The sequence below is a fragment of the Vibrio sp. J383 genome, from assembly GCF_023503985.1.
GTDB classification, from domain to species: Bacteria; Pseudomonadota; Gammaproteobacteria; order Enterobacterales; family Vibrionaceae; genus Vibrio; species Vibrio splendidus.
Map to the genome: position 1 here is coordinate 2203782 of NZ_CP097293.1, position 25679 is coordinate 2229460.

At 43.6% G+C, this 25679-nt stretch carries 16 protein-coding genes; 6 read left to right on the plus strand and 10 right to left on the minus strand.

What is annotated here, in order from left to right:
- Positions 1-50 precede the first annotated feature (50 nt).
- From M4S28_RS10195 to msrC, 7 genes are all read right to left on the minus strand, one after another.
- Positions 51-4892: an NAD-glutamate dehydrogenase gene (locus M4S28_RS10195; protein ID WP_249631735.1), complete on the minus strand. Its 4842-nt coding sequence runs from the start codon at positions 4890-4892 to the stop codon at positions 51-53.
- Positions 4893-5120: 228 nt separating this feature from the next.
- Entirely contained in the window at positions 5121-5339 is a 219-nt protein-coding gene (locus M4S28_RS10200) for a DUF2835 domain-containing protein (RefSeq protein WP_004733645.1), read from the minus strand.
- Between the two features lie 221 nt (positions 5340-5560).
- Positions 5561-8167, minus strand: coding sequence for an aminopeptidase N (gene pepN, locus M4S28_RS10205; RefSeq protein ID WP_249631736.1), 2607 nt, complete (start codon positions 8165-8167; stop codon positions 5561-5563).
- 218 nt (positions 8168-8385) lie between these two features.
- Entirely contained in the window at positions 8386-9072 is a 687-nt protein-coding gene (locus tag M4S28_RS10210) for a hypothetical protein (protein WP_249631737.1), read from the minus strand.
- Between the two features lie 274 nt (positions 9073-9346).
- Positions 9347-11341 carry a carboxy terminal-processing peptidase gene (gene prc, locus M4S28_RS10215; RefSeq protein ID WP_249631738.1) on the minus strand — a complete coding sequence of 665 codons (1995 nt, stop codon included), beginning with the start codon at positions 11339-11341 and terminating at the stop codon, positions 9347-9349.
- Positions 11342-11358: 17 nt separating this feature from the next.
- Positions 11359-11982 (minus strand): RNA chaperone ProQ, encoded by a 624-nt coding sequence (gene proQ, locus M4S28_RS10220; protein WP_004733641.1) that lies wholly within the window; start codon positions 11980-11982, stop codon positions 11359-11361.
- 97 nt (positions 11983-12079) lie between these two features.
- On the minus strand, positions 12080-12571 hold the full coding sequence (gene msrC / locus M4S28_RS10225; protein ID WP_249631739.1) for a free L-methionine (R)-S-oxide reductase MsrC: 492 nt from the start codon (positions 12569-12571) through the stop codon (positions 12080-12082).
- Between the two features lie 89 nt (positions 12572-12660).
- Between msrC and M4S28_RS10230 the strand changes: the two genes are divergently transcribed.
- From M4S28_RS10230 to rsmF, 4 genes are all read left to right on the plus strand, one after another.
- Positions 12661-14457: an ABC transporter ATP-binding protein gene (locus M4S28_RS10230; RefSeq protein ID WP_249631740.1), complete on the plus strand. Its 1797-nt coding sequence runs from the start codon at positions 12661-12663 to the stop codon at positions 14455-14457.
- Positions 14458-14535: 78 nt separating this feature from the next.
- Positions 14536-15909, plus strand: a complete 1374-nt coding sequence (locus tag M4S28_RS10235; RefSeq protein ID WP_249631741.1) for a paraquat-inducible protein A — start codon at positions 14536-14538, stop codon at positions 15907-15909.
- Entirely contained in the window at positions 15896-18553 is a 2658-nt protein-coding gene (locus tag M4S28_RS10240; RefSeq protein WP_017095587.1) for an MlaD family protein, read from the plus strand. The genes M4S28_RS10235 and M4S28_RS10240 overlap by 14 nt, the downstream gene beginning before the upstream one ends.
- A gap of 169 nt (positions 18554-18722) precedes the next feature.
- Positions 18723-20144: a 16S rRNA (cytosine(1407)-C(5))-methyltransferase RsmF gene (rsmF, locus tag M4S28_RS10245; RefSeq protein ID WP_151407528.1), complete on the plus strand. Its 1422-nt coding sequence runs from the start codon at positions 18723-18725 to the stop codon at positions 20142-20144.
- 307 nt (positions 20145-20451) lie between these two features.
- Here rsmF and M4S28_RS10250 read toward each other — a convergent pair whose 3' ends face one another.
- Positions 20452-21360 carry a CvfB family protein gene (locus tag M4S28_RS10250; RefSeq protein WP_004733627.1) on the minus strand — a complete coding sequence of 303 codons (909 nt, stop codon included), beginning with the start codon at positions 21358-21360 and terminating at the stop codon, positions 20452-20454.
- A 28-nt stretch (positions 21361-21388) separates the two neighbouring features.
- Between M4S28_RS10250 and M4S28_RS10255 the strand changes: the two genes are divergently transcribed.
- Positions 21389-22744: a hypothetical protein gene (locus tag M4S28_RS10255; RefSeq protein WP_249631742.1), complete on the plus strand. Its 1356-nt coding sequence runs from the start codon at positions 21389-21391 to the stop codon at positions 22742-22744.
- Between the two features lie 117 nt (positions 22745-22861).
- Here M4S28_RS10255 and M4S28_RS10260 read toward each other — a convergent pair whose 3' ends face one another.
- Positions 22862-23347 carry a PaaI family thioesterase gene (locus M4S28_RS10260; RefSeq protein ID WP_017082222.1) on the minus strand — a complete coding sequence of 162 codons (486 nt, stop codon included), beginning with the start codon at positions 23345-23347 and terminating at the stop codon, positions 22862-22864.
- A gap of 176 nt (positions 23348-23523) precedes the next feature.
- Entirely contained in the window at positions 23524-24411 is an 888-nt protein-coding gene (locus M4S28_RS10265) for a putative PEP-binding protein (RefSeq protein WP_004733630.1), read from the minus strand.
- A 207-nt stretch (positions 24412-24618) separates the two neighbouring features.
- Here M4S28_RS10265 and M4S28_RS10270 point away from each other — a divergent pair, with 207 nt between their 5' ends.
- On the plus strand, positions 24619-25677 hold the full coding sequence (locus M4S28_RS10270; protein WP_017077204.1) for a 3-deoxy-7-phosphoheptulonate synthase: 1059 nt from the start codon (positions 24619-24621) through the stop codon (positions 25675-25677).
- Positions 25678-25679: the final 2 nt, after the last annotated feature.

The following is a 25679-nucleotide window of genomic DNA, read 5'->3' on the forward strand; positions in this document are numbered from 1 at the left end:
AAGGCAGACCTAATGGCCTGCCCTTGTTTCTTTTCGTTTTTATCTAATCGCTAGTCTGTTGACATGCAGTTTAGATTCAATAGCATCAATTCACGTAGTGCTACTGAGAACTTAGCAAACTCATGAACCGAACCCACTTTGAATTCGTTCAAGATGCTTTCCCAACGATGTAAAGACACTGAATTACTTTCCATCCAATCATCAAGCGCTTTAATCACATCGATGTCTGAAGCACAACCGCAGTTAAGTACTTGGCCAGTTAGCTGACGTTGCTGCCAATCCAGATCTTCTCTGAATGCTGCACGTGCCAGCGCTTGCCAGTTGTTGTCTACTGCTTGGCCATTGATTTGTTTCAAGAACCAGTGCAAAGACAAGCGATCACCAAGATTGAAGTAAAGCTTAGACGCCTGTTGTACTGTTTTACCCGTCTCACGAGCCACTGTGGATATATCCAGTGCTGAGTACAAGCTAGACAAACGCGCGACTGAATTAGCCAACTCAGCGTTTACACCTTGGTCAATCCATAGCTGTGCCATTGCGTTATGCTCTTCTACTTCAGAAGCCACTAGGTTTTCATCCAGTTTCTCTGTGATAGTAAGAACATCACCTTGGTAAAGTTCAATCAGTGCTTTCACCGACTGTTTACCGGTACGGTTTCTTAACAACCAACGAGCCAAGCGACGAAGTGTACGGCGAACATGGTAGATCAATTCATATTGAGCTTCGGAACTTGAAACATTGTCCAGTTCACGGATGCTCTTCAGAACTTTACCAAGACCGTAGATTTCACGAGATGCTGCGTAAGCATTGGCAATATCAACGATATTTGCGCCCGTCTCTTCTTGCAGACGAGTAACGAAGTTACAGCCCATCTCGTTAACCATTTGGTTAGCCAGTGCCGTCGCAATGATTTCAGAGCGTAGTGGATGGTTATCCATATGCTGAGAATAGTTACGACGTAACGCTGTTGGGAAGTATTGCATAAGCTGTTGAGCATGGAATTCATCATTAGCGATATCATCACTAACAAGATCTTCTTTAAGTACCATTTTACCGTAAGCAACAAGTACAGAAAGCTCTGGTCTTGTTAGGCCTTGACCTTGTTTTTCACGCTCAAGCAATGTTTCGTCGTCTGGGATGTATTCCAAACCACGATCCAAGTACCCTGCTTTTTCCATTGTATGAATAAAGCGGATTTGCTCTTTGACTAAACCAACACCTTGATGCTCAGTAACCGAAATAGACTCAGCTTGGCAATATGCGTCGTCTAGTACGATTTCGCCCACTTCATCTTCCATCGACTCAAGCACTTGGTTACGTTGCTTAACGGTTAGATCACCATTAGACACCAAACCATTCAAGAAGATCTTAATGTTTACTTCATTATCCGAACAGTCAACACCACCAACGTTATCAACGAAGTCAGTATTAACGCGGCCACCCGTCAGCGCGTATTCAATACGACCCAATTGAGTCATACCCAAGTTACCGCCTTCACCAACAACCTTAGCTTTCAGGTCACGGCCATCGATACGAAGCACGTCATTTGCACGGTCACCTACGTCAGTATGAGTCTCGTTTGAAGACTTAACGTATGTACCGATACCGCCATTCCAAAGAAGATCAACCTGCATAGACAAGATCGCTTTGATCAAATCATTCGGTGCCATTGATGCTTTCTTAGTACCTAGCATTTTCTGAATTTCAGGCGTCAGAGAGATAGACTTCGCTCGACGAGAGAAGATGCCACCACCTTGAGAGATAAGATCTTTGTTGTAATCTTCCCAGCTTGAGCGAGGTAGATTAAACAAGCGCTCACGCTCTACCCAGCTTGATGCTGATTCTGGATTCGGGTCGATGAAGATATGCATGTGGTTAAACGCAGCTTGCATACGAATATGCTTAGACAACAGCATGCCGTTACCAAACACATCGCCCGCCATATCACCTACGCCGATAGCGGTGAAGTCCGTTGTTTGACAGTTGATGCCCATTTCACGGAAGTGACGCTTAACAGATTCCCAACCACCTTTCGCGGTAATACCCATCGCTTTATGGTCGTAACCGTTAGAACCACCAGAGGCAAACGCATCGCCTAACCAGAAGTTGTACTCATCAGATACTGAGTTTGCGAGATCTGAGAACGTTGCTGTACCTTTATCGGCAGCAACAACCAAGTACGGATCATCTTCATCGTGACGAACAACACTCTTCGGTGGGATAACCTCGCCTTCAATAATGTTGTCTGATACGTCTAGTAGTGCACGGATGAAGCGCTTGTAACAACGTTGACCTTCAGCAAAAATTTCATCACGGCCAGACATCATGTGCTGACGCTTACAAACGAAACCACCTTTTGCACCAACCGGTACAATTACTGTGTTCTTAACTTGTTGTGCTTTAACTAAGCCTAGAATCTCAGTACGGAAATCCTCTTGACGGTCTGACCAACGTAAACCACCACGAGCGACTTTACCGCCACGTAGATGCACACCTTCAATGTCTGGTGCGTAAACGAAGATCTCAAACGCAGGAACCGGCGCTGGGATATCTGGGATCTCGCTTGGTCTCATTTTCAGAGCCAACCAAGGTTTAGACTGTTTGTTGTCGTCTAACTGATAGTAGTTAGTACGAAGCGTTGCTGTGATCATTTCCATGTAGCGACGAATGATACGATCATCATCCAAGCTTTCTACATGATCCAACTGTTCAGTGATCTTCTTAATAAGTTCTTGTTGGCCTTTCGCGCTGCCCTTTAATTTAGGATCAAAACGCTTGCCGAATAAGCTCACTAACCCTTTCGCTAGATCTGGGTAATGAGACAATGTGTCTTCGATGTATTGTTGGCTGAATGGGAAACCAACTTGGCGCATGTAACGCGCATACGCACGTAAGATTGAGATTTCACGGCCAGAAAGACCAGCACCCAGTACCAAGCGGTTGAAACCATCGCTGTCTAACTCACCCGCCCAAATTGCAGCAAAGGCTTGTTGGAATAGATCGCGAGCTTCACGAAGATCAATCGTCTTGTCACTCTTATGCAGCATCGAGAAATCAAGGATCCAATAAGTCACCCCATTGGTCTTGCGCACTTCATAAGGTGATTCACCAATAACGCGCAGGCCAAAGTTTTCAAGCATTGGCATAACATCAGACAAGTGAATCGGCTCATCACTGTGGTAGAACAATTTCAAACGAACAGCTTTAGAGTCTGCCGCCTCTTCTTGAGGTCGGTAGAAAAGCATGCCAAGTTTGTTGTCTTCACTCAGCGCTTCTAGACGCTCGATATCTGCAACCGCAGAACCAGGCATCATGTCTTCTTTGTACGAACGTGGGAATGCACGCATGTATTCTTTCGATAACGGAAGACCTTTGCTCTCACCGAAGTTAGCAACGATTGATTCAGACAGGCGGTCATCCCACGTAGACGATACTTCCATTAAATTTTGCTCAATTGTTTTCACGTCCACATCCATGTTGTTGTTATCAACACGAACAATATAGTGCGTTCTTGCTAGTGGGCTTTCAGAGAAGTATGTCGTGAATTCAACTTCTTCTTCGCAGCCAAAGTATTGCTTCAAGATGCGCTGGGTTTGACGACGAAGCTCGGTGTTGTAACGATCTTTTGTTACGTAAACCATACAGCTGAAGAAACGGCCAAACGGGTCTTTGCGTACGAACAAGCGCAGAAGATCGCGATCTTGCATTTGTACAACGCCCGTACCCACTTCAAGTAGCTCTTCTTCTCGAGCTTGAAGCAGCTCATCACGCGGATAGTTTTCTAGAATATTGTGCAGTGCTTTATAAGAGTATGAACCCTTACGGTAACCACTTGCATCTAAGATACGCTCAACTTTCTCGCGAACTAGAGGAATGGTTTCAACAGTTTGGTTATAAACGGCAGAAGTGTAGAGACCCGTAAAGCGGTGCTCACCAATGACCTTGCCGTTTTTATCAAATTTCTTGATGCCGATGTAATCATTGTAAGCTGGGCGGTGAATGCGTGAAGCGGTGTTGCCCTTGGTTACGATCAATACATACGGTTTTTTCGCTTCTAAGCGTGCCGAGTCAGAAAACTCAGACAGCTTAACGTTACGTACACGATCTGAATTTGCGAACAAACCAAGGCCTTGCTCCTTGGTAGGTTGTAGTTCAGTGTCGCCATTCACAGAAACAAGGTCGTATTCCTTGTAGCCCATAAATGTAAAGTTGTGCTCACCTAACCAACGAAGGAACGCAAGCGTTTCATCAAAGCGTTGACCATCGACTGGAATCGTCTCTTTTTGCTGTTCAACTTGATTGGTGACTTCTTCAAGTCGTTCTACCATTTGTAGCCAGTCATTAACCACAAGACCAGTATCGGTAAAGATATCCAGTAGTTCGGTTTTGAGCGCGGTCATTTCAGCTTTGCTGCTAAGACGGTCAACCTCAATATGGAAAAGCGATTGGAAAGCACCTTCATTGTTGCTTACACCAACAACGCTTCCCTTATCAGAACGTGAGATTTGTGTTGGGTTGTGAAGCATAAGGTGAGAAGAGAGGTCGAGGCGAGTTAATGCCATTTTTACAGAATCAACGAGGAATGGGCTATCTGGTACCACTATCTCAACGATAGTGTGAGTAGATTGCCAGCCTTGGCGACTTACTGTCGGGTTAAAAACACGGACAGAAATTTCGTCGGCTTTCTTTTCATTGATGTGATGCCATAAGCTAACTACAGCACCGTATAAATCGGATTCGTTTCTCTGAGTCAGGTCGTCGTGAGAAACGTTACTAAACAAGTGTTGAGCAAGTTGAGTTACGAGAGGTCGATGAGCAAGGTCAAGTTTGTCTTGAATCAGTTTGTACACTTTTTCAAGTAAAACTGGAACCACAGTTTCACGTGCGGTCATAGTCACACTCCACAATTAGAATTATATTTTATTATTAGGGGGCTTACTTAACCTAGTGTTTGAATTGAGCCGTTGAGCTCTTTTCTACTAACGAGTTAAGCAAAGGTAATGCATTCATTTATTGTAAAAGCATTATTGAGAAATAGTTAATTGTTTTGGAGGTGGTAAGAGGTGAAATGTTTGATTATGTGATTAAGATTCCTTTTAACTCACTAGGCACGCCAAGGTTTACAGAGCTTCCAACTTAATAAACTTATTTTTTTGGTCAGTTGTCAGTCTAAACTGCCCTCTGACCCCTATTTGTGTAAGAAAAGGTCTGAACCGAGTTGCAGGTAACTGTAGGCGTAATCCAGTGGTCGTTATCACTTGGACTTTACTTGCCGCACCAGAATAGCTGGCCAAAAACTGCTGATATGAGATGTTAAGTTGGAAAATATAGCGATTCATACAATACCTGTGTAAATATACAGTACCAGTATTTTTTGGCACTTAACGATGTCTGACTGTACAACTGAGCTTGAAACTTCTCTAGCTTATCGAAAATTCGATAACCCAGAAACAAAAAAATCAGTGGCAGATATTATCTACCACTGATGACTTTTTGTTATTAATAAACAGTTTATTAGCAAGCCGCTTATTAGCAAACAGTTACCTTAATGAGCGCGAGCTTAAGCCTCTAGTGCTTTCGTCACTTTCTCAAACAAGTCTTTTGCTAGGTTGTCCATGTTCTTTAACGTCTCAAGTTCTTTTCTGATCAGAGCTTGGCGGGCATCGTCGTACTTACGGAACTTAAGCAGCGGGTCAATCAAGCGCGAAGCCACTTGCGGGTTGCTGCTGTTCAGCTCACGTAGGATCTCGCCAGCAAACGCATAACCTTGACCTGACTTGTCATGGAATTGAACCGGGTTCATGTTTAAGAACGAACCAACCAAGTTACGAGTGCGGTTCGGGTTTTTCAAACTAAACGCTTGGTGTGACATAGACGCCTTGATCACTTCAAGTGCGTTTGAACTTGGGTTCGTTCCTTGAAGAGCAAACCACTTGTCCATGACAAGACCATCGTGTTTCCACTTGTCGCTGTAATCCGCCATTAAAGTTTCACGACATGGGAGTTGAGCACTATTCGCCGCGCCCATTGCTGCCATTGTATCTGTCATGTTGTTTGCTTGCTGGTACATAGCGACAACCAAGTCATTACCCTTTTCAGTATGAGCCAAGTAACTTAGACAAACTTTACGCAGAGTTCGCTTACCAATTGAATCATGGTCAATCGTGTATTCTGTTAGTGCGTGACTGTGGTAAACCGCAGCAAGTTCATCTTCGAGCTCTTTCGCTAGCGTCACTTTCATCGCTTTCAATACAGATGCAACAGCATCGATATCGACACGCTCATACCAACCAGACACTTCATTATGACTTGGTAGAGAAAGCATCTCTGCAATAAACGCAGGCTCTAAAGAATCACTAAGCAGTACGCCACGGAATGCATCAACAACAGAAGCTGAAAGCTCAAACTCTTGACCTTGTTGAACCTTCTCAACGTTACTGCGGATGTACTTAGCCAATAGCATTTGACCCGCATCCCAACGAGAGAACTCGTTACGAGCATTCACCATCAGGAAGATCAGCTCTTCATCTGAATAATCGTATTCCAATTTCACTGGCGCAGAGAATTCACGAAGTAGCGATGGGACCGGTTGCTCTGAAACGTTTTCAAACACAAACGTTTGTTCCGCTTCTTTAACGTCTAATACATTGTGAACTGGCTGACCGTTACATTGTAACTCAATCACATCACCCGACGCTGTGTATAGCTCGATATCTAGAGGAATATGCAGAGCTTGCTTTTCGGTTTGCTCATGAGTTGGCGCTGTTACTTGGCGAGTCGTTAACGTGTACTCTTCTTTCTCTGCATCGTAATGGCTTTCAACAGAAAGCGTCGGCGTACCAGATTGGCTGTACCATAAACGGAACTGAGACAGGTCAACGCCCGATGCATCTTCCATTGCCGCTACGAAGTCTTCACATGTTGCTGCCGTGCCATCGTGACGTTCAAAGTACAGCTTCATGCCTTTTTGGAAACCTTCCTCACCCAACAATGTGTGGATCATTCGGATCACTTCACTGCCCTTTTCGTACACCGTCAATGTGTAGAAATTATTCATTTCTATCACTTTTTCAGGACGAATGGGGTGAGACATAGGGCTCGCATCTTCAGCGAATTGTGGCCCGCGAATAATACGAACGTTATTGATGCGGTTTACTGCACGAGAACCAAGATCAGATGAAAACTCTTGGTCACGAAAAACCGTTAAACCTTCTTTCAAGCTTAATTGGAACCAATCGCGACACGTCACTCGGTTACCGGTCCAGTTATGGAAGTATTCGTGACCAATAACCGCTTCGATACCTAGGTAATCGGTATCAGTTGCTGTTTGGTCATTTGCTAAAACAAACTTAGAGTTGAATACGTTCAGGCCTTTGTTTTCCATCGCGCCCATGTTGAAGAAATCAACGGCCACGATCATGTAGATGTCTAAGTCATACTCAAGATTGAAACGTTCTTCATCCCACTTCATTGAATTAATCAAAGAAACCATCGCATGGTTTGCGCGATCGAGGTTGCCTTTGTCGACAAAGATTTCTAGGTCAACATTACGACCTGATTGTGTGGTGTATGCGTCACGAAGTACATCGAAGTCACCCGCAACTAAAGCAAACAAGTACGCTGGTTTTGGATGTGGGTCTTGCCATTTCACCCAGTGACGACCATTTTCAGCTTCGCCTTCATCTACACGGTTACCATTACTTAATAAGAATGGGTTTTCGGCTTTGTCTGCGATGACCGTTGTCGTGAATTTCGCCAACACATCTGGGCGATCCATATAGTAAGTAATACGACGGAAACCTTCCGCTTCACATTGAGTACAGAATGCACCACCCGATTTATACAAGCCTTCAAGAGCGCTGTTCCCTTCAGGGTCGACTTCAGTCACGATCGTTAGCGTAAATTCTTTCGGAAGGTCATTCAGAGTAAGTAGAGTTTCAGACTGCTCATATTGCGTCCACTCCGTACCTTCTACCAAAACAGACACCAACTTCAAGCCTTCACCATCAAGTACTAATGTCGAGCTTTCTTTCTCCTGCTTAACACTAGAAACAGCGGTAATGATGGATGCCGAATCGTACAAATCGAAAGTAAGATCGATTTCAGAAATAGTGTGAGATGGTGATTGATAATCTTTACGATATTTGGCTTGAGGTGTATGTGCCATGACGGGTTCCTTTTGATCGTTATACGTAATTATATTTTAACTGTATATATCTAAAGGTTGAGCGCTAAGAACACAAGAGGATTATTGAAAAAAGGAGGCATTGTAGGAAAATGCCTCCATGTTTTGCTATTTTATCAATCAAATCAGACAGGAACGGCTAAGAAATGAACTGTGAGCCATATTATCAACGAGCCCGACTTTACGGCGAGATATAGTGCTTAACGAATGCGATTGAGCACCGCAAACATGTCTCCTTCTTCACCTTGAAGCGTCAACACATCACGGTTCAATGTGTAACGAGTACCGTGTTCGCCATTTTCATACAGCAATACTAATTGGTCGCCTTCGGTGTAGTACACTCCGCGACGAATGACTTCTCCCCCTTCTTCATCGGACACTCGGAACATGAAGATAAAGTCAGGCTGAAGCACTAAATCCATTTTTTGAATGTTACTGGCACGTAAATCGCTCCCGGAAAGTTCTGCGCTTGACCATATTCCTGCCAGGGCATTGGGCAAGGCTTTGGTGAACATAACACCGTTAAGATTCAACATATTGTGATTACTGCTGTAAGCGTAAACCTGAGGCTCAGAAGTATTTAAGCCCAAAATAATCGTGTCTTCATTGGCGTTATACAAACCTTCCCAATGGTCGACACTGTAGTCTTTCTTCTGTATATCAATAGAGAAAGAGTAGTTTGAGTCGAGAGTCAGCTTAATTGCTCTAAAATTTTCAGTACCTTGCTCAGGATCTGGGTTCATCAAATACCAATCACCAAGCAACAGAGGAAGGTCAAAATGAGATAGATTGCTATCACTTTTTGATTGTTGATCGCTCGAAGCAGCTACCTCACTCCCAAAAGCAACAAAACTTAAACAAGATAAAAATAGTAGAATCCATTTCATACGCGCCCCCTCGTTTTCTTTAAGCTTAGGCACGTAATGAATAGAAAGCGAAAAAATATGATCCAAGTCACTAAATTTTAAGTGCAAAGTAACCTAAATGTCATTATTCGACACAAAATAGAGCTAAATGACCCTGAGTATTGAGTGTTCTTTGCGACAATCTCAACGGTTACAATCAGGTATTCCTGTCAAATCATAGACAAAAAAAAGCGAGCCTAGGCTCGCTTTTTAAATTGTGCAACTTTAAACAATCACCTTTTAACAGGTATTTGCTCTATTTCTTGATCATATCCAGCATGATAGCAACAGACTCATCAAGATATGCATCCGGGGCTTCATAGTCTTTAGGAATATCATCTAACGTTTTAAATGCCTCTAATTTAGCGGCTTTTTGGCGTTGGTTAATACGATCTAGACGAAGCGTATCCGCATCATCGCTCTCTTGCTGACGTACCTTTTCATTCAAAGAAAGGTCGTTATCGTCTTTGTCTGCCTTATATTTTTCAATATCTTGCGCGATAAAGCCGAATTCCATGTCAGTAGCAATGCGAGCTTGATGTTGGGCAGTCAAAGCAATTACTTCTTCATCGTTACGCTGTAACACTGAATAATTTGCTTTATCAATACTGTCCCAAGGCAGAGCATTATCTTCAACACTTTCACCAGTATCAGCAGGATCAATTGGCGTTGGATAAGCAATATCAGGTACTACACCTTTGTTTTGCGTACTGCCACCATTGATTCGATAGAATTTCTGGATTGTGTATTGAACGTAGCCCAACTCTTTATCGAATAAATCATAGATATGATTCAAAGAGCGATGTTGTTGCACCGTTCCTTTACCGAAAGAGTTTTCGCCAAGAATGATTGCACGACCGTAATCTTGCATCGCTGCCGCAAAGATCTCAGAGGCTGAAGCACTGTAGCGATTGACCAATACCGTTAGTGGGCCTTGGTAACTAATTTCGCCATCAGTATCACTGTTCACTTTGACACGACCGTAGCTATCACGCACCTGAACAACGGGTCCCTCTTTGATAAACAAACCAGAGAGTTCAGTTGCTTCAGTGAGTGCACCACCACCGTTGTTTCTCAGATCAACAATAATGCCTTCAACACCTTGCCCTTTAAGCTCAGTGATCAGTTTGTCTGTATCTTTAGAAAGACCAACATAGAAGCTTGGTACTTCTAGTACACCAATCTTCTTGCCATCTTTCTCGATAACTTCTGACTTAACAGCGCGGTCTTCTAAACGAATCTTATCGCGTACAATTGTGACAACGTGACTTTTTGCATCTTTACCATCTGGCAGGATCTGTAGCTTAACTTTGGTCCCTTTCGGTCCTTTGATTAATTGCACTACATCGTCTAAACGCCAGCCGATAACATCAACAATCTCTTCGCCATCTTGACCGACACCAACAATACGATCGCCGTCGCTCAACTGTTTGCTGTTTGACGCAGGGCCACCAGCAACGAGAGATCGAATAACGGTGTAGTCGTCAGTCATCTGAAGTACAGCACCAATACCTTCTAGAGATAGATTCATCTCTGATTGGAATTGCTCTGCATTTCTTGGAGAAAGGTAGCTGGTGTGAGGATCAACTTCACGCGCAAATGCGTTCATGTAGATTTGGAAAGCATCTTCATTATGCGATTGCGTGATACGCTTCATCGCATTGTTGTAACGCTTTTCCAAAACTTCTTGAATCTCTGGCCATTCTTTACCAGTAAGTTTTAGATTCAACGCATCGTATTTAACACGCTTCCTCCAAAGCTCATTCACTTCGGCGATATCTTTCGGCCATTCCGCTTCATTGCGATTGAGCTCAATACTTTCATCGGTATCAAACTTAATCTCAGTGTCTAGCAAAGACAGCGCATACTGAAAACGTTCAAAACGCTTCTGCATAGAAAGATTATAAACATCGAAAGCAATCTGGTTATTACCCGCTTTCAGCTGATCATCAATTTGAACAGATGATGAGGAGAAAGAGTCAATATCAGCTTGAGTGAAGATATTACGATTATAATCCAGCATCTCTAAATAACGATTAAAGATAGCTTGAGAGAAATCATCGTTGAGATTGAAGTGTTTATAGTGAGAACGAGTAAATCGAGAAGTAACACGTTTACTAGCAGTTTCGTGTTGGGCCTCAGGAACGAGTAAAGGTAAATCGTCCTGATCTAATTTGGCTTCAAGAGCCTGAGCTGAAGCTGCTAGACAAAAGCTAGCAGCAATCAGTGTCAATTTTGAACGGCATTTCATGCGTAGGAGTATCTCCTTTAAGCGCGCAAGTGCTCCGCTTTAACAACCATTTGTAGGCCGTTTGCTAACTGAACACGCACATCTTCCTTATTGATTTCAACAATGGTCGCAGCCATGTTTCCTGTACCCATGTTCACATTTACTTCTTTGCCAGCGATGAATTCGTCAGCGTTCAAAGCGCGTGTTTCTACAGGCTTTTCTACTTTCGGTGCTTTAGGCGCTTGACGACGAGGCTGTTGAGCTTTCTTCGCCTTAGCTTTCGCTTTGCCTTCTTCACGAGCTTTCTGTGCTTGTTCTTTACGACGAGCCTGAACTTTCGCTTTGCTTTCTGCAAGTGTAGCTTTAGCGTGCTCAACGTGCTCTTCTTCTAAGGTGCCACACGTGTTGCCGTCTAAGTCAACACGATCTGCGCCAGCTTTTACGCCGTGCAGGTAACGCCATGATGATGTGTATTGTCTTAACGCTGCACGAAGCTGAGTCTTACTTACTTTTTCGTCTTCATTTAGACGTTCAGCAAGATCTTGAAAAATACCAATTTTAAGTGGTTTTGCTTCACCTTCTAGAGTAAAGCATTTAGGGAAACATTCAGCAATATATGCGATAACTTCTTTGCTGTTTTTTAACTTTTCAGTGTTTTCCATGTGGGTTCCTGGTTTTTGCGGTTTTCCGCGAGCATTAAGAAAATATTTTTACGTATTATAGAGAGATGCTTGGGAAAAACCACAGTAAGAGAATAATTTATGCCTTGTTCGCGTGCGAATTAAGCACCTTTTCCACTTCAGCCATAAAAAATGTCAATCCGTCTTCATCAATTTGAGAAAAACGACCAATATTTGGACTATCGATATCAAGAACACCCTCAACTTTGCCATCGATAGAGAATGGAATAACGATTTCTGAGTTACTTGCAGCGTCACAAGCGATGTGACCTTCGAACTCATGCACATCATGAATACGTTGAACTGTATTTGTCGCAACCGCAGTTCCACACACACCACGCCCTACCGGAATTCGAACACAAGCAGGTTGACCTTGGAATGGGCCCAGTACTAGTTCGTCTTTTTCCTTAGCTAGGTCTTGCTTGATTAAATAGAAACCTGCCCAATTCAGTTCATCCAATTCCATGAATAACAATGAACTAATGTTTGCAAGATTTGCAATTAGATCGGTTTCAGATTCAATTAATGCAACGGCTTGTTTGGTTAAGCGTTGGTAATGTTCTATTTTCATATTAACTTCCAATTAAATTGAGACTTCCATTATCAAGAGAACGCAGTAAAATGCGGCCATCAAACTAAATAGGACTTATTCTCATTACAATGAACAATTCAGAAGACACTATTAGCCGTTCTTGGTTGATAACTCAAGTAAAAAAACACAAGTCCAAATTACTGTTTGCTAACTTTGTTGCCATTATTGCAACCCTGATTAGCGTCCCTATCCCTCTGCTTATGCCACTCATGGTCGATGAAGTTTTGCTTGATAAGCCAGCTTCAGGGTTAGAGATGATGAATCATCTACTTCCAGTCTCATTGCAAACGCCAACTGGTTATATTGCGCTTACTCTGTTGTTGGTTATCTTAATGCGCTCGGCCAGCCAAGCACTGAATATTCTACAAGGCCGCCAATTTACTTTGGTTTCCAAAACGATCACCTACCAGATGCGTAGCAAGATGATCGATAAACTTGGTCGTATTAGCATCCGACAATATGAGACCAAGGGCAGCGGCGGTATTAATGCTCACCTAATTACAGACATAGAGACCATTGATAAGTTCATTGGATCGACCCTTTCTAAATTTATCATCAGTTTCTTAACGGTATTCGGAACCGCTATCGTCCTACTATGGTTAGAGTGGCGACTTGGGCTATTTATCTTACTGGTCAATCCTGTTGTTATTTATTTTTCTCGTAAACTCGGCAGCCGAGTTAAACACCTCAAAAAATATGAGAACCAGTCTTTTGAGCGTTTTCAGAATCGCTTAGTGGAAACCTTAGATGGCATCTATCAACTCCGTGCCGCTAATAAGGAGCGTATCTTTCTTGATGAACTTAAAGTTCAAGCAAACCAAGTGAGAATCGATGCTGATAAATACGCTTGGCAATCTGAAGCCGCCGGTCGGGTGTCCTTTTTACTGTTTCTCTTAGGCTTTGAACTGTTCCGCGCCGTCGCAATGCTGATGGTGTTATTTAGTGATTTAACCATTGGCCAAATTTTCGCAGTCTTCGGCTATTTATGGTTCATGTTAGGCCCTGTCCAAGAATTGTTAGGGATTCAATTCTCTTGGTATAGCGCGAAAGCAGCGCTGCAACGCATTAACGACCTACTGCAACTAGAAGAAGAACATCGCCCTGTTAGCAAGGTAAACCCTTTTGATGACCATAAAGAAGTGACAGTCGACATTGAAGACGTTACATTCTCTTACACATTAGAAAACACTGTTTTAAACAGGCTATCGCTACACATTCCAGCAGGAAAAAAAGTCGCCCTAGTGGGTGCTAGCGGTGGTGGTAAATCAACGTTGATCCAGTTGTTAATTGGGGTTTATCAGGCGGACTCTGGTTGTATACGCTTTAATGGTGAAACAACGGACGATATCAGCTTTGACATAATACGCAGTCAAATTGCCGTTGTTTTACAACAACCTATACTCTTTAACGATACATTAAGGCATAATCTGACCCTTGGTGCTGAATACGATGAAATGTCGTTGTGGCGGGCGCTTGAAGTCTCTCAAATGCAAGATGTTATCAAACAGCTGAGTAATGGCTTGGATACGAAAATTGGTAGGAATGGCGTTCGACTGTCTGGCGGTCAACGACAACGCTTAGCGATCGCCCGCATGGTGCTGAGTAATCCTAAGTTTGTTATTCTTGACGAAGCGACATCTGCGCTGGATACAGCAACAGAGTCAGCACTGCATAAAGCACTAAGCGAGTTTTTGAAAGATCGCACAACTTTGATAGTGGCTCATCGATTATCAGCGGTGAAACAGGCCGATCTAATCTATGTTTTAGAAGATGGGCAAGTCACACAGACGGGAACGCATGGTGAATTGGTTGAACAACAAGGACTATATCAAACACTCTATGGCAGTGTGCAATCGCACGCCTGATGTTTATTGTTCTAGGGACTTAAATCAGTGTAGTTCTAGGCATTTAAATCAGCTTAAAAGTCTGATTAGTGTTTCAACTTGGGAGGTCGCGTGACCTCCCCATCCGAAACCAACTCTTTATCGACTCAGCACCAGTTGTCAACTGAGTCTCCGTTGACAACTAAGTCTCCGTTGACAACTAAGTCTACGTTAGCAACTAAGTCTCCGTTAAGAACCGAGCACCAGTGCGACAGCAGCTCTGTACGTCTGTGTCAAGGCTGCGAACTCCCTGTTGATAAAATGGATATCCCTCTGGGGAAATCCGCATATTGTCCAAGGTGTGGTACCCAGCTTTACCGAGGCGGTACACCTAGCCTGTCTGGAAACCTAGCAATTGCGATTACCTGCTTATTGCTATTTATCCCCTCACACTTTTTTGAATTTATCAGTATTCGTCTGATTGGCGTCATGATACCTGCGACGTTACCATCAGGTGTCTTTACTTTAATGGGTGAAGGCTTCCCTCTACTAGGCCTACTCATCCTATTCTGTAGTTCGATCGCCCCGTTACTCGTTTGTACCTCTGTACTCGTCACTCATGCAGCACTGCGCTTTAAGATTTTCACGCCATTTAGGTATGCGTTATCCATCATCCAGACATTAAAGCATTGGATGATGTTGGATGTATTTCTGGTAAGTTTGGCTGTCTCATGCTTCAAACTGCAGGATTACTCAGATATTTTTGTCGGCCCTGGTTTAGTTGGATTGATTTTACTGCAGCTTTTCAGTGTATTACTGGTAAGCCGTATCAGTGTGCGTCGCTATTGGGAAGCTTGGGCTCAAGAGTCTGATTACTCTTTTGTAGAAAGTAAGAACGTACACTGCCACAACTGCCACCTTTCTCAACCTGACGGTCATACTTGCGTACGTTGTCACCATGACTTATATCACCGTAAGCCCTACTCTATACAGAAGACATGGGCTCTGTTGTTTGCTGCGTCAGTGGCTATCGTACCAGCCAACGTTATTCCTATTTCTATCCTTATTACAAACGGACAAAGGTTAGAAGACACGATAATTTCTGGTGTCGCTTCGCTAATCAATAGCGACATGTATGGCATCGCAGCGATCATTTTTATTGCCAGTATCGTCGTGCCTGTTGCGAAAATACTTGGCCTAACGTACATCTTAATTTGTATCAAGATGAAGCGCGCGGTTTACCACAGGCAGCGTATGACCATCTATTTCATTGTGAAGTGGGTGGGAAAATGGTCGGTGATGGATCTGTTCGTTATTTCGATCATGATGACCTTGGTCGACCGTGGACAGATTTTAAACTTTACACCAGGTTATGGTGCAGTCGCTTTTGGTGTCGTTGTTGTTCTCACGATGCTGGCAGCGGAAAGCTTAGATCCTAGGCTAATTTGGGATAACTACACCTCTAAAGATGAGTCAGTGAATGAACAACGATAACCAATCACAAACGTCATATTCACCAGAAGTAAGAAAAAACAAAGGCATCTCACCTTTGTGGATTCTGCCGATATTAACCGTCGCCTTAGCCGGTTGGTTGGTCATGAAATCGATACACGATGCAGGGCAACGTGTGCAGATATACTTTTCAGATGCCGCAGGTTTAGTCGCAGGTCGAACAACGATTCGTTACCAAGGCTTAGAGGTGGGTATGGTGCGCGACATCACCTTGTCCAAAGATTTATCGAGCATCTATGTCGATGCTGACATCTACCCAGAAGCGAAAAAGTTACTTTCAAAGGGCACACGTTTCTGGCTCGTAAAACCAACGGCGAGTTTGTCTGGCATCTCAGGGTTAGACGCGCTTGTTTCGGGTAACTACATTGCTATTCATCCTAGCGAAACCAAACAAGAACCAGAAACCGTTTTCCAAGCTCTAGAATCGTCCCCTTCTGATTTATTGGCCTCTGAAGGTCTAAATATCTCACTGACGACCAAAGATCTGGGCGGTGTGTCTGTTGGCTCTCAAATCGTTTATCGTAAAATTCCAATTGGTGAGGTTTACAACTACCAGTTAAACGACAACGCGAAGTCCGTTACGATCCAAGCGTCGATTAAAGATGAATACAGCCATATCATTACCGACCAAAGCCGTTTTTGGAATGTCAGTGGTTTAGGTGCCAGTATCGGATTTTCTGGTGTTGATGTTCGTTTAGAGAGCCTAAGTGCATTGCTTGGTGGTTCAATTGCGGTTGACTCTCCCGGAGAAGGTCAACCCGTCGAGATGAACACCAAGTTCAAGCTCTACCCAGATTTGAAAACCGCCGGTCGTGGCATCTCTATAAAGATCGCCGTGCCAGATGACAACAAGATCAGCGCAACTGGCGCTCCGATCATGTATCGAGGCATCGAAATCGGTCAGATCACTGATTTGTCTTTAAGCGAAGGTCGCGAAAACGTGGTCGCATCTGCGGCTATCCAACCGGCATTCAGTGACTTTTTGAATAGCGGCAGTAAATTCGTTTTAGAAGAAGCTGAACTGTCACTCACTGGTATGAAAAACATTGCCAACTTAGTGACAGGTAACTTTTTAACCTTGGTACCGGGCGAAGGTGAAAAGGCGCGTCGATTTACTGCGATTCGTAAAAACGAGTTCAGCCAGGAACAAGAAAAGTCAGTCGCGATTCGCTTAACATCAAACAATTCATTCGGATTGGATGTCGGTACGCAACTGCTCTACAAAGGCATTGCCGTTGGCTCTATCATTCAAGTTGGCTTAGTTGATGGTGTTGGCACTGGCTCTGACAAGCACGAAGTGTTTATGGATGCGCTTATCGATAACGAATATGCGCACCTAATCAAAAGCCACAACCGTTTCTTTGTGACAGGCAGTGCGACCGCAGAGCTGACCGAATCAGGTTTAAGTGTTACGGTTCCACCGGCAAAACAGCTTCTTACTGGCTCGATCAGCTTTGTGAGTGAAGGTAAACCTGAAGCTCGAACTGACTACCAGCTTTTCCAAAGCAAGTCGTTAGCAGAAATCGCTAAGTTTAATCAGTCTGGCTCAAAGACACTTTCGTTATTTGCTAGTGAGTTACCTTCAATTTCTAAAGGCAGCCCACTACTCTACCGTAACCTACAAGTGGGTAGCATTTCGGATTTTCAGCTTGCAGATGGTGGTGTAAGAATCAAAGTCACGATCGAAAATCGTTACACGCACTTACTCAATAAACATACGGTTTTTTGGAACCGCTCAGGCGTTGAGATTGATGCTTCGCTATCGGGTATTAGTATTAAAGCGGCACCCGTTAAAACGCTAATTCAAGGTGGTATTGCTTTTGATTCGCTTCCCGGTATAGACAATAAGCTTGGTGATGTGTGGAAGCTGTACAAAGATTCTAAATCCGCTCGAAAATTTGGCCGCGCGATTACGATTACCTCTTCTGGCGATCAAGAAGTCAGCAAGGGTATGGCGATCAAATACCAAGGTGTCACTGTTGGTGAGGTTACTTTGGTGATTCCTAACTTCAATAAAGGAGGCATTGAAATTACCGCGCGAATCTTACCTGAGTACGTTGACAAGATTGCCGTGGCGAACAGTCACTTCTGGTTGGCAGAACCTGAGATCGGCCTTAATGGCATCAAAAACGTCTCTGCGCTTCTCTCTAAGCACATCAACGTAGATCCGGGCAATGGTGACAGAAGTACGAAATTTAAGCTTAGCAAAGGACCAGTGCAGCCTGAAGGCAAGATATTCCAGCTACAAAGCGAAACGCGAGGCTCGGTGTCTGAAGGCACGCCTATCCTATTCCGTGAGCTAGAAATCGGTAGTGTTATCGATGTTCAACTCGGCGAGTTTGCTGACCGCATCATCTCTACGATTCAAATAGAACCTGACTACGCGTATCTGATCCGCGCAAACACAGTGTTCTGGAACGTGTCGGGTGTCGATGTTTCTATCGGTCTCTCGGGTGCAAACATCAAAGCCGGAACGGTAGACAGTTTATTAAGAGGCGGAATTACCTTCTCAACGCCACCGACAAGTGAACTTCAGCCTGTGGCAAGCGAAGATCAATCTTTCTACCTATACCCTCAAGCAGAAGATGAGTGGAAATCATGGAGAACCGCGATTCCTCGTCCATAGAGTGAATCCTCAGAAGCTCCATGCAAATTAATACAGCTTAACGAAGATAAATTCTTCATCAAAATGCAGCCATTCGGCTGCATTTTTGTTGTTTGCCGTAAATATGGTTTAGGACGACCTCATTTTGCTTTAAACTCCCCGCATTAATGCAATAATTCGAGATACTCTTTTGCACGCTAACGTATATATTCCTGAAGAATTCCTAACACACATCGAAGCGATCATGCCTAGTCACCTAGATATGGCTTCTTTTGTTGCCTCATGCCAAAAACCACTTCGTAAAAGTATTCGAGTCAACACACTGAAAATCAGTGTTGAAGACTTCCTAGTGCGAGCAAAAGAGAAAGGCTGGGAACTGGAACCTGTACCTTGGTGTGAAACAGGTTTTTGGATTACAGCCGATGAAAGTGAAGCGCCTCTAGGTAATACGGCAGAACACATGTCTGGTCTTTTCTACATCCAAGAAGCCAGTTCTATGATGCCACCTTCGGCACTTTTCCAAGGCGAAGCTGATTACCAAGCCGTGCTAGATACTGCTGCTGCACCCGGATCTAAAACAACGCAAATCGCTGCGCTAATGAATAATCGCGGCGTGTTGGTTGCCAATGAATACGCTGCAAGCCGTGTGAAAGTACTTCACGCCAACATCGAACGTTGTGGCGTTCGTAATGCCGCACTCAGTAACTTCGATGGTCGAGTTTTCGGTGGTTGGTTGCCAGAACAGTTTGATGCTGTCTTGCTGGATGCACCCTGCTCTGGCGAAGGTACCATTCGTAAAGACGCTGATGCGATGAAGAACTGGACGTATCAATCTGTAGTCGATATTGCCGACACGCAAAAAGACCTGATTGAAAGTGCATTCCATGCTCTTAAACCTAATGGTGTTTTGGTTTACTCAACATGTACGTTAAGCACTGAAGAGAACCAACAAGTGTGCCATCACCTAAAAGAAACCTTTGGTGATGCAGTTGAGTTTGAATCTCTTGAATCACTGTTCGACAACGCAAAAGCAACGACGACTGAAGAAGGCTTTCTTCACATCTTCCCTCAGGTGTATGACTCTGAAGGTTTCTTTGTTGCACGTATCCGTAAACTAGCGTCTGTGACTCCACCAGAAGTTAAAAAACGCATGGGTAAGTTCCCATTTGAAAAAGCGTCAAAGAAAGCTCAGCAAGAAGTCGCTGAACAACTGCTTAGTGCTCTCGATATCGAACTACCAAGTGATACTCAAGTTTGGATCCGAGATAAAGACGTTTGGCTATTCCCTGAGGCGCTTGAGCCTATGATCGGTGCATTCCGTTTCTCTCGCATGGGCATCAAGATCGCTGAAACCCATAAAAAAGGTTACCGATGGCAACACCAAGTCGCGACAACGCTCGCGACAGGTAATGAAACTAACATTGTAAACCTCAGCATCGAAGATGCTCGAGAATGGTTCATGGGCCGAGACGTTCGCCCAGAAGGCTTGTCAGGCAAAGGCGAAGTGCTAGTAAAATACAACGGCGCAATCATCGGCCTTGGTAAATGGGTAGGTAACCGAGTGAAGAATGGCTTACCAAGAGAGCTAGTACGCGACAAAAACCTTTTCTAGTCGTTCGATTAAAGCTCACACTGTACTGAGAAAAACAAAAAGCCCAAACAACATCCATTGTTTGGGCTTTTTCTATTCTTGTCGGCTAGCTAATTTCAAGGGAAGCACTGTAAAATCAACACTTAATTACACAAGTATCAATTCAAGTCACTATTTCCAATAACAAAAATCGCTTATTAGGGAATTTAAACTAGACTTCAGTCTAACAGTCAAAGAATTAAAACGATTAGCGTAGACTCTTCGGAGTCCTTTCCCCTAAGCCCAAACAGGAAGGTTTGGGCTTTTTTTTTTTGACCGACAAGCTCGCTTATTTAACTAGGCTGATGCCTTCTTTGTCGATAGTGATCTTGCCAGACTTGTACAAACCACCAATTGTCTTCTTGAACGTACCTTTGCTGGTTCTGAATGCAGAGAAAATAACTTCCGGAGAAGATTTATCATTCAAAGGTAAGTAACCACCTTTCTTCTCAAGCAGATCGAGAACTTTAGTGCTTAGGTCATCCATTTTAGCCACACCAATTTTCTGAAGAGACAAGTCAATTTTACCGTCTTCTTCACGAACGTTTTTAATGTAGCCTTTTAGCGCTTTACCTATGAACAGCTTACCGATGATGTCTGATGGGAAAATCATGCCCCAATGCTCACCGTTCACGATCGCTTTGTAACCTAACTGGCTGCGCTCAGCGATAATGAGATCCACTTGCTCGTTTTGCTTATAAGTCGCAGGCGTATTGTCTAACCACTTGTTGAACTTTGTTGTACCTACAATACGGCTAGATGCTTTATCGATATACACATATACTAAGATTGACTGACCTTCGTTTAAACGGCCACGTTGCTCGCTGAAAGGAACAAGAAGATCTTTACCTTTCACGCCCCAGCTCATGAATGCACCGGTGCTGTTTACGCCTTCAACCGTCATCAAGCCAAACTGCCCCACTTGAGCAATTGGTTTTTCAGTCGTTGCAGCGATCTGGTTGTCAGAATCAATGTATAAGAAAACATCCAGTTTTTGACCAATTTCAACACCTTCAGGAGTAAATCGTTTTGGCAGCAACACGGTTCCATAGTCGCTAGCGTCAAGGAATACACCGAAGTCGGCTTGCTTTACTACTTCTAAGTTGTTTATTTGACCAATATTAATCATCAAGATTTTCTCTACTTTAAATTTGGCGGTGATTATACGTGATCTCTGATATGCTTTCGCTAGTTTCATTCATATTTTTACATTCTAGGAGACATCGTTGATCACCGTTGATAAACAAGATGCGATAACACTCAAAATTAACCATGCAATGGCGAAGACCAAAAAGCTCGACATGGACGTTTATCTATTCATTCCCGGTGAACTCGGACTCACTCCCGAAGTACTTTCTGAAAGTGCCTTTTTCTACAGCTCAATTACTCAAAAGCGCGCCTACTACAGTGACAAGACACTGTTACCTTTGGTACACAGTCGCTTGGCAAAACGTGGACGCTTATCAACGACACAGTATCGTGTGAGTTTGAGTTTGTTCGCATATCAATATGTTATTGCTTTAGATAAAGCCGTGAGCAGTTTAAATAAGACTGATAGTGACGACGTAACAGCTGATGAGGTTGATGAAGTTATTGAGCTCGCGTTAGACATCTTGAAGAAGCTTCGCCGAAGTATTCCTTATGAAGAAAACCTCAAACGCTACTACGCAAACATTGATAACTATCTTTCTTGGTACACAGAGCAAAAGTTCTTATCTCTGGTCTCTCATATGCCGCGTGGCAGTGAATACTCGACGATAAAAGAGCGACTCTTGACGTTGTGTGACAAAGAGACTGCCCATCGTAAACTTAATCGCTATAACTCAGCCAAAGTTCGTGAAGACGTAACGCGCCTGAGTAACAAGATGCTATTGCTGCGACGTTTGATAGAGCACCCTATCGTACTCAAGGAGAAGACCACCTCCATGGGTAAAAACGTTAAGCGTGCCGTTAAAGGTATTGCGACAGGCTTAGTCATGGTAGTCGTGACGACAACCGTCATATTGGCTCGTGATTTTCTAGGCGAGATTACCGCTTCTTTCATCGTGTCGATGTCATTTATCTACGCACTGCGTGAAATATTTAAAGATGACTTGAGAGACATCCTTTGGCGTTGGCTTCGTAAAGGCAAACCCAAGTGGAAGCGTCGCTACTTTGACCCAACAACCAATAAATCTGTCGGCCACAAGCTTGAATGGTTGGACTATGCGAACTTTTCCAAGTTAGCTGACCGTATTCAATCAATACGCAAGAAACGTGTCGTTCAGCGTGAAGAGCAAGTCTTGCACTATCGTTCACATACCGAGATGTCGACGTCAACATTCATGAGTGGTTACGAGGAGACTCGTGAAACGTTATCGATCAGCCTGAGAGCGCTGACACGCTTGATGGACAAGGGGTCAAATAACGTATATCGCCTGAATGAAGGGCAAGTAAGCCGTGAGTCTGTCGAAAAACGTCACCTACTCAACCTGATCATTAAAGAGAACAATCACGATACTGAACCGACCTATTACCGTTGGAAAATCGTAATGAACCGTTCAAAGATCGTCGACATCGAGCAAATCACTCAAGAGTCATAGCGTTGTTACGGTATGTGTATACTAGATTCACATACCGCCCTTCCACTTGTTCTACGAATGCCTTCAGTTGAACTATGATCTTCAGATTCAGATTCCGTCCAACCTTATACTTCCGAGCTATTTTCTAGAAGGAACTTTCTTAATCGAAAGCGTCAGCGTGAACTCCGCCATTGGTTCATCGCCATGCAAAGACGGACAAGTCGCGATTATGGTCACGGGTTGATTCACACGCTCGCCAGTAGACATAGTTTCAGCCAGCATAGTGTTGATCAGCTCACCATCGTTACAAGTGAAGTGTACGTCACCTTCCGGGCGCTTCAAGAAGTTACCTGTCACCTCTTTAAATGCCAGCGAGATCTTTTCGCCTTGCTGCTGGGATTTACTCATTGCAAGAAAGCCCCCCGCCACATCAGCACCTACTGCTAACACACCAAAGTACATGCTATTGAGGTGGTTCTTAGTTCGTCTTTTGAGAGGAATTTTCACTTCAACATGTTGATTATCCAGCGCGAGCAGTTTTGGTCGGCATAGCCAGATCAGAGGCACTTTGAAAAAGCCAAACATGCTCAAGTAGAAATTTGCTTTTTGTAGAGGGGTCAACATTCGAGTTACCTAGTCAAATAAGTCATCAGACCAGTTAATCGATTAGCGCTCGATATGTCAAAAAAATGTTACAAAAAAGAGATATCATCGCATAATGATATCTCTTTCATTCTCAAAGCTTTATTGCTTTAAATAAACTCATACAGCAAGTTGATTTATTTAGACAATAAGCTGGTCTATGCAGTAACGACTGTCTCAACACCGTCAAGATCAGCGATAAAGCCTTGTAGACGCGGGTAGTCCACCAAGCCTTGAGTCACAAGCAGGACGGGCTTCTTCGCGTTCAGCGTTGCTTTAACAATCATACTCAACAAGGTAATAACCGCCTCGTTTTGTGGATCAAAAGCATGTTGCTGAGCTTCATTGTGCTTGTCTACGCCTAAAGTGAAAGACGCTAAGCTATCAACGTTCACTACAACACCATCAAAGTAATGCAGCAATCTTTCGCTCAGTAGCACTGCAGACGGCACATCGCACGAGAACAGTACTTTCAAACCATTAAGGCCTCGCGGTAAGCCTTGCTCTGCAAGCAAATCAATAATCTTAGCGGCATCGCTTAATGCTCGTACATACGGTACAACCACTTCAACGTTAATACCCTGCTCTCGCAACGCTTTAATTACCTGACACTCTAAAGCGAATGCTTTGCTGTACTCTGATGTTGCATAACGAGCAACCCCACGAACACCTAGTGCCGGGTTTATCTCTTCGGCTTCACAGCTACCACCAAGTAGCGAACGGAAGCCATAGCTGTCAGCACTACTTAACGCGATACGAACAGAAGTATGATTTGGCTGAACGGCAGCTTGGATGGCAATCACTAAGGTCGAAACAAAATGCTCATCGACTGTTTTATCGCCAAGGATCGCATCTAAAGAGGTTTTTTCGATATCAGTCAGTGTATCTAAGTGACTTTCAATACTTGGGTGATAGAAGATACGATCCATAACCAATTCAGATAATGAAACGTATAAATGGTTAGAATTATTATTATCGTTGTAAGAAGGCAGCACATCACCTAAGACTAGTTCTGGGTGCAAAGTGCTTTGATTTTCTTGAGTCATTGCTGCTCCAGCATTTTTATGTTGTGTTCAAACGAAAATACCGATAGCTGCCTGTTAATACAAGTGAAAATCCCTTATTTGGCGCTGGCCTGCTGATAAAAATAAGAATATTAGCAATAACAGAGATAACTTTGACTTAAGAGAGTTTATTCCTCTGTTCAATTCCGTTATCTTAACCACTTCGCAATAGAATAAAAAAGCCATCACATGCCATTAAAAACTGATGAGTTGAGAACCCAAGCTCTGGGTCCTATGCCAACTCCTGCCGAACTAGGCAATGCACATCCTATTACTGACGACGTTGCTGAGCGCATTAAAAATTCTCGCCGCCAAATCGAAGATATTCTAACGGGTCGTGATAACCGCCTGTTAGTTATCGTAGGCCCTTGCTCTGTTCACGATACAGAAGCGGCACTTGATTACGCTGAGCGTCTAAGTCAGATTCAAGACCAGTACAAAGATGAACTGTTCGTTGTAATGAGAACCTACTTCGAGAAACCTCGTACTGTTGTAGGTTGGAAGGGTTTGATTACCGATCCTAACCTTGATGGGTCATACGCACTTGAAACAGGCTTGAACAAAGCTCGTAAGCTTCTACTAGATATCAACAAGCTTGGCCTAGCTACCGCGACTGAATTCCTTGATATGATCACCGGTCAGTACATTGCAGACCTTATCACTTGGGGCGCAATTGGCGCTCGTACGACTGAATCTCAGATTCACCGTGAAATGGCTTCTGCACTGTCTTGCCCAGTTGGTTTCAAGAACGCAACTAACGGCAACATCAAAATTGCTATTGATGCGATTCGTGCTGCGCATGCTTCACACTACTTCTACTCGCCAGATAAGAACGGCCGTATGACGGTTTACCGTACTTCTGGCAACCCATACGGTCACGTAATTCTACGTGGTGGTGATAAAGGCCCTAACTTTGATGCTGAATCTGTAGATAACGCATGTAAGCAACTGGCTGAATTCGATCTACCTCAACGTTTGGTTGTAGACTTTAGCCACGCTAACTGTCAGAAACAGCACCGTAAACAGTTAGAAGTGGCACAAGACATTTGTGAGCAAATCAAATCTAACAAGAATCAAATTGCAGGCATCATGGCGGAAAGCTTCATTGTAGAAGGTAACCAGCCAATGACAGATATCAACAACCTAGAATACGGCAAGTCGATTACTGACCCATGCCTAAGCTGGGAAGATACTGCAACAATGCTAGATATGCTTGCAACAGCAATTAAAGATAGAAACTTAGCTTAAGG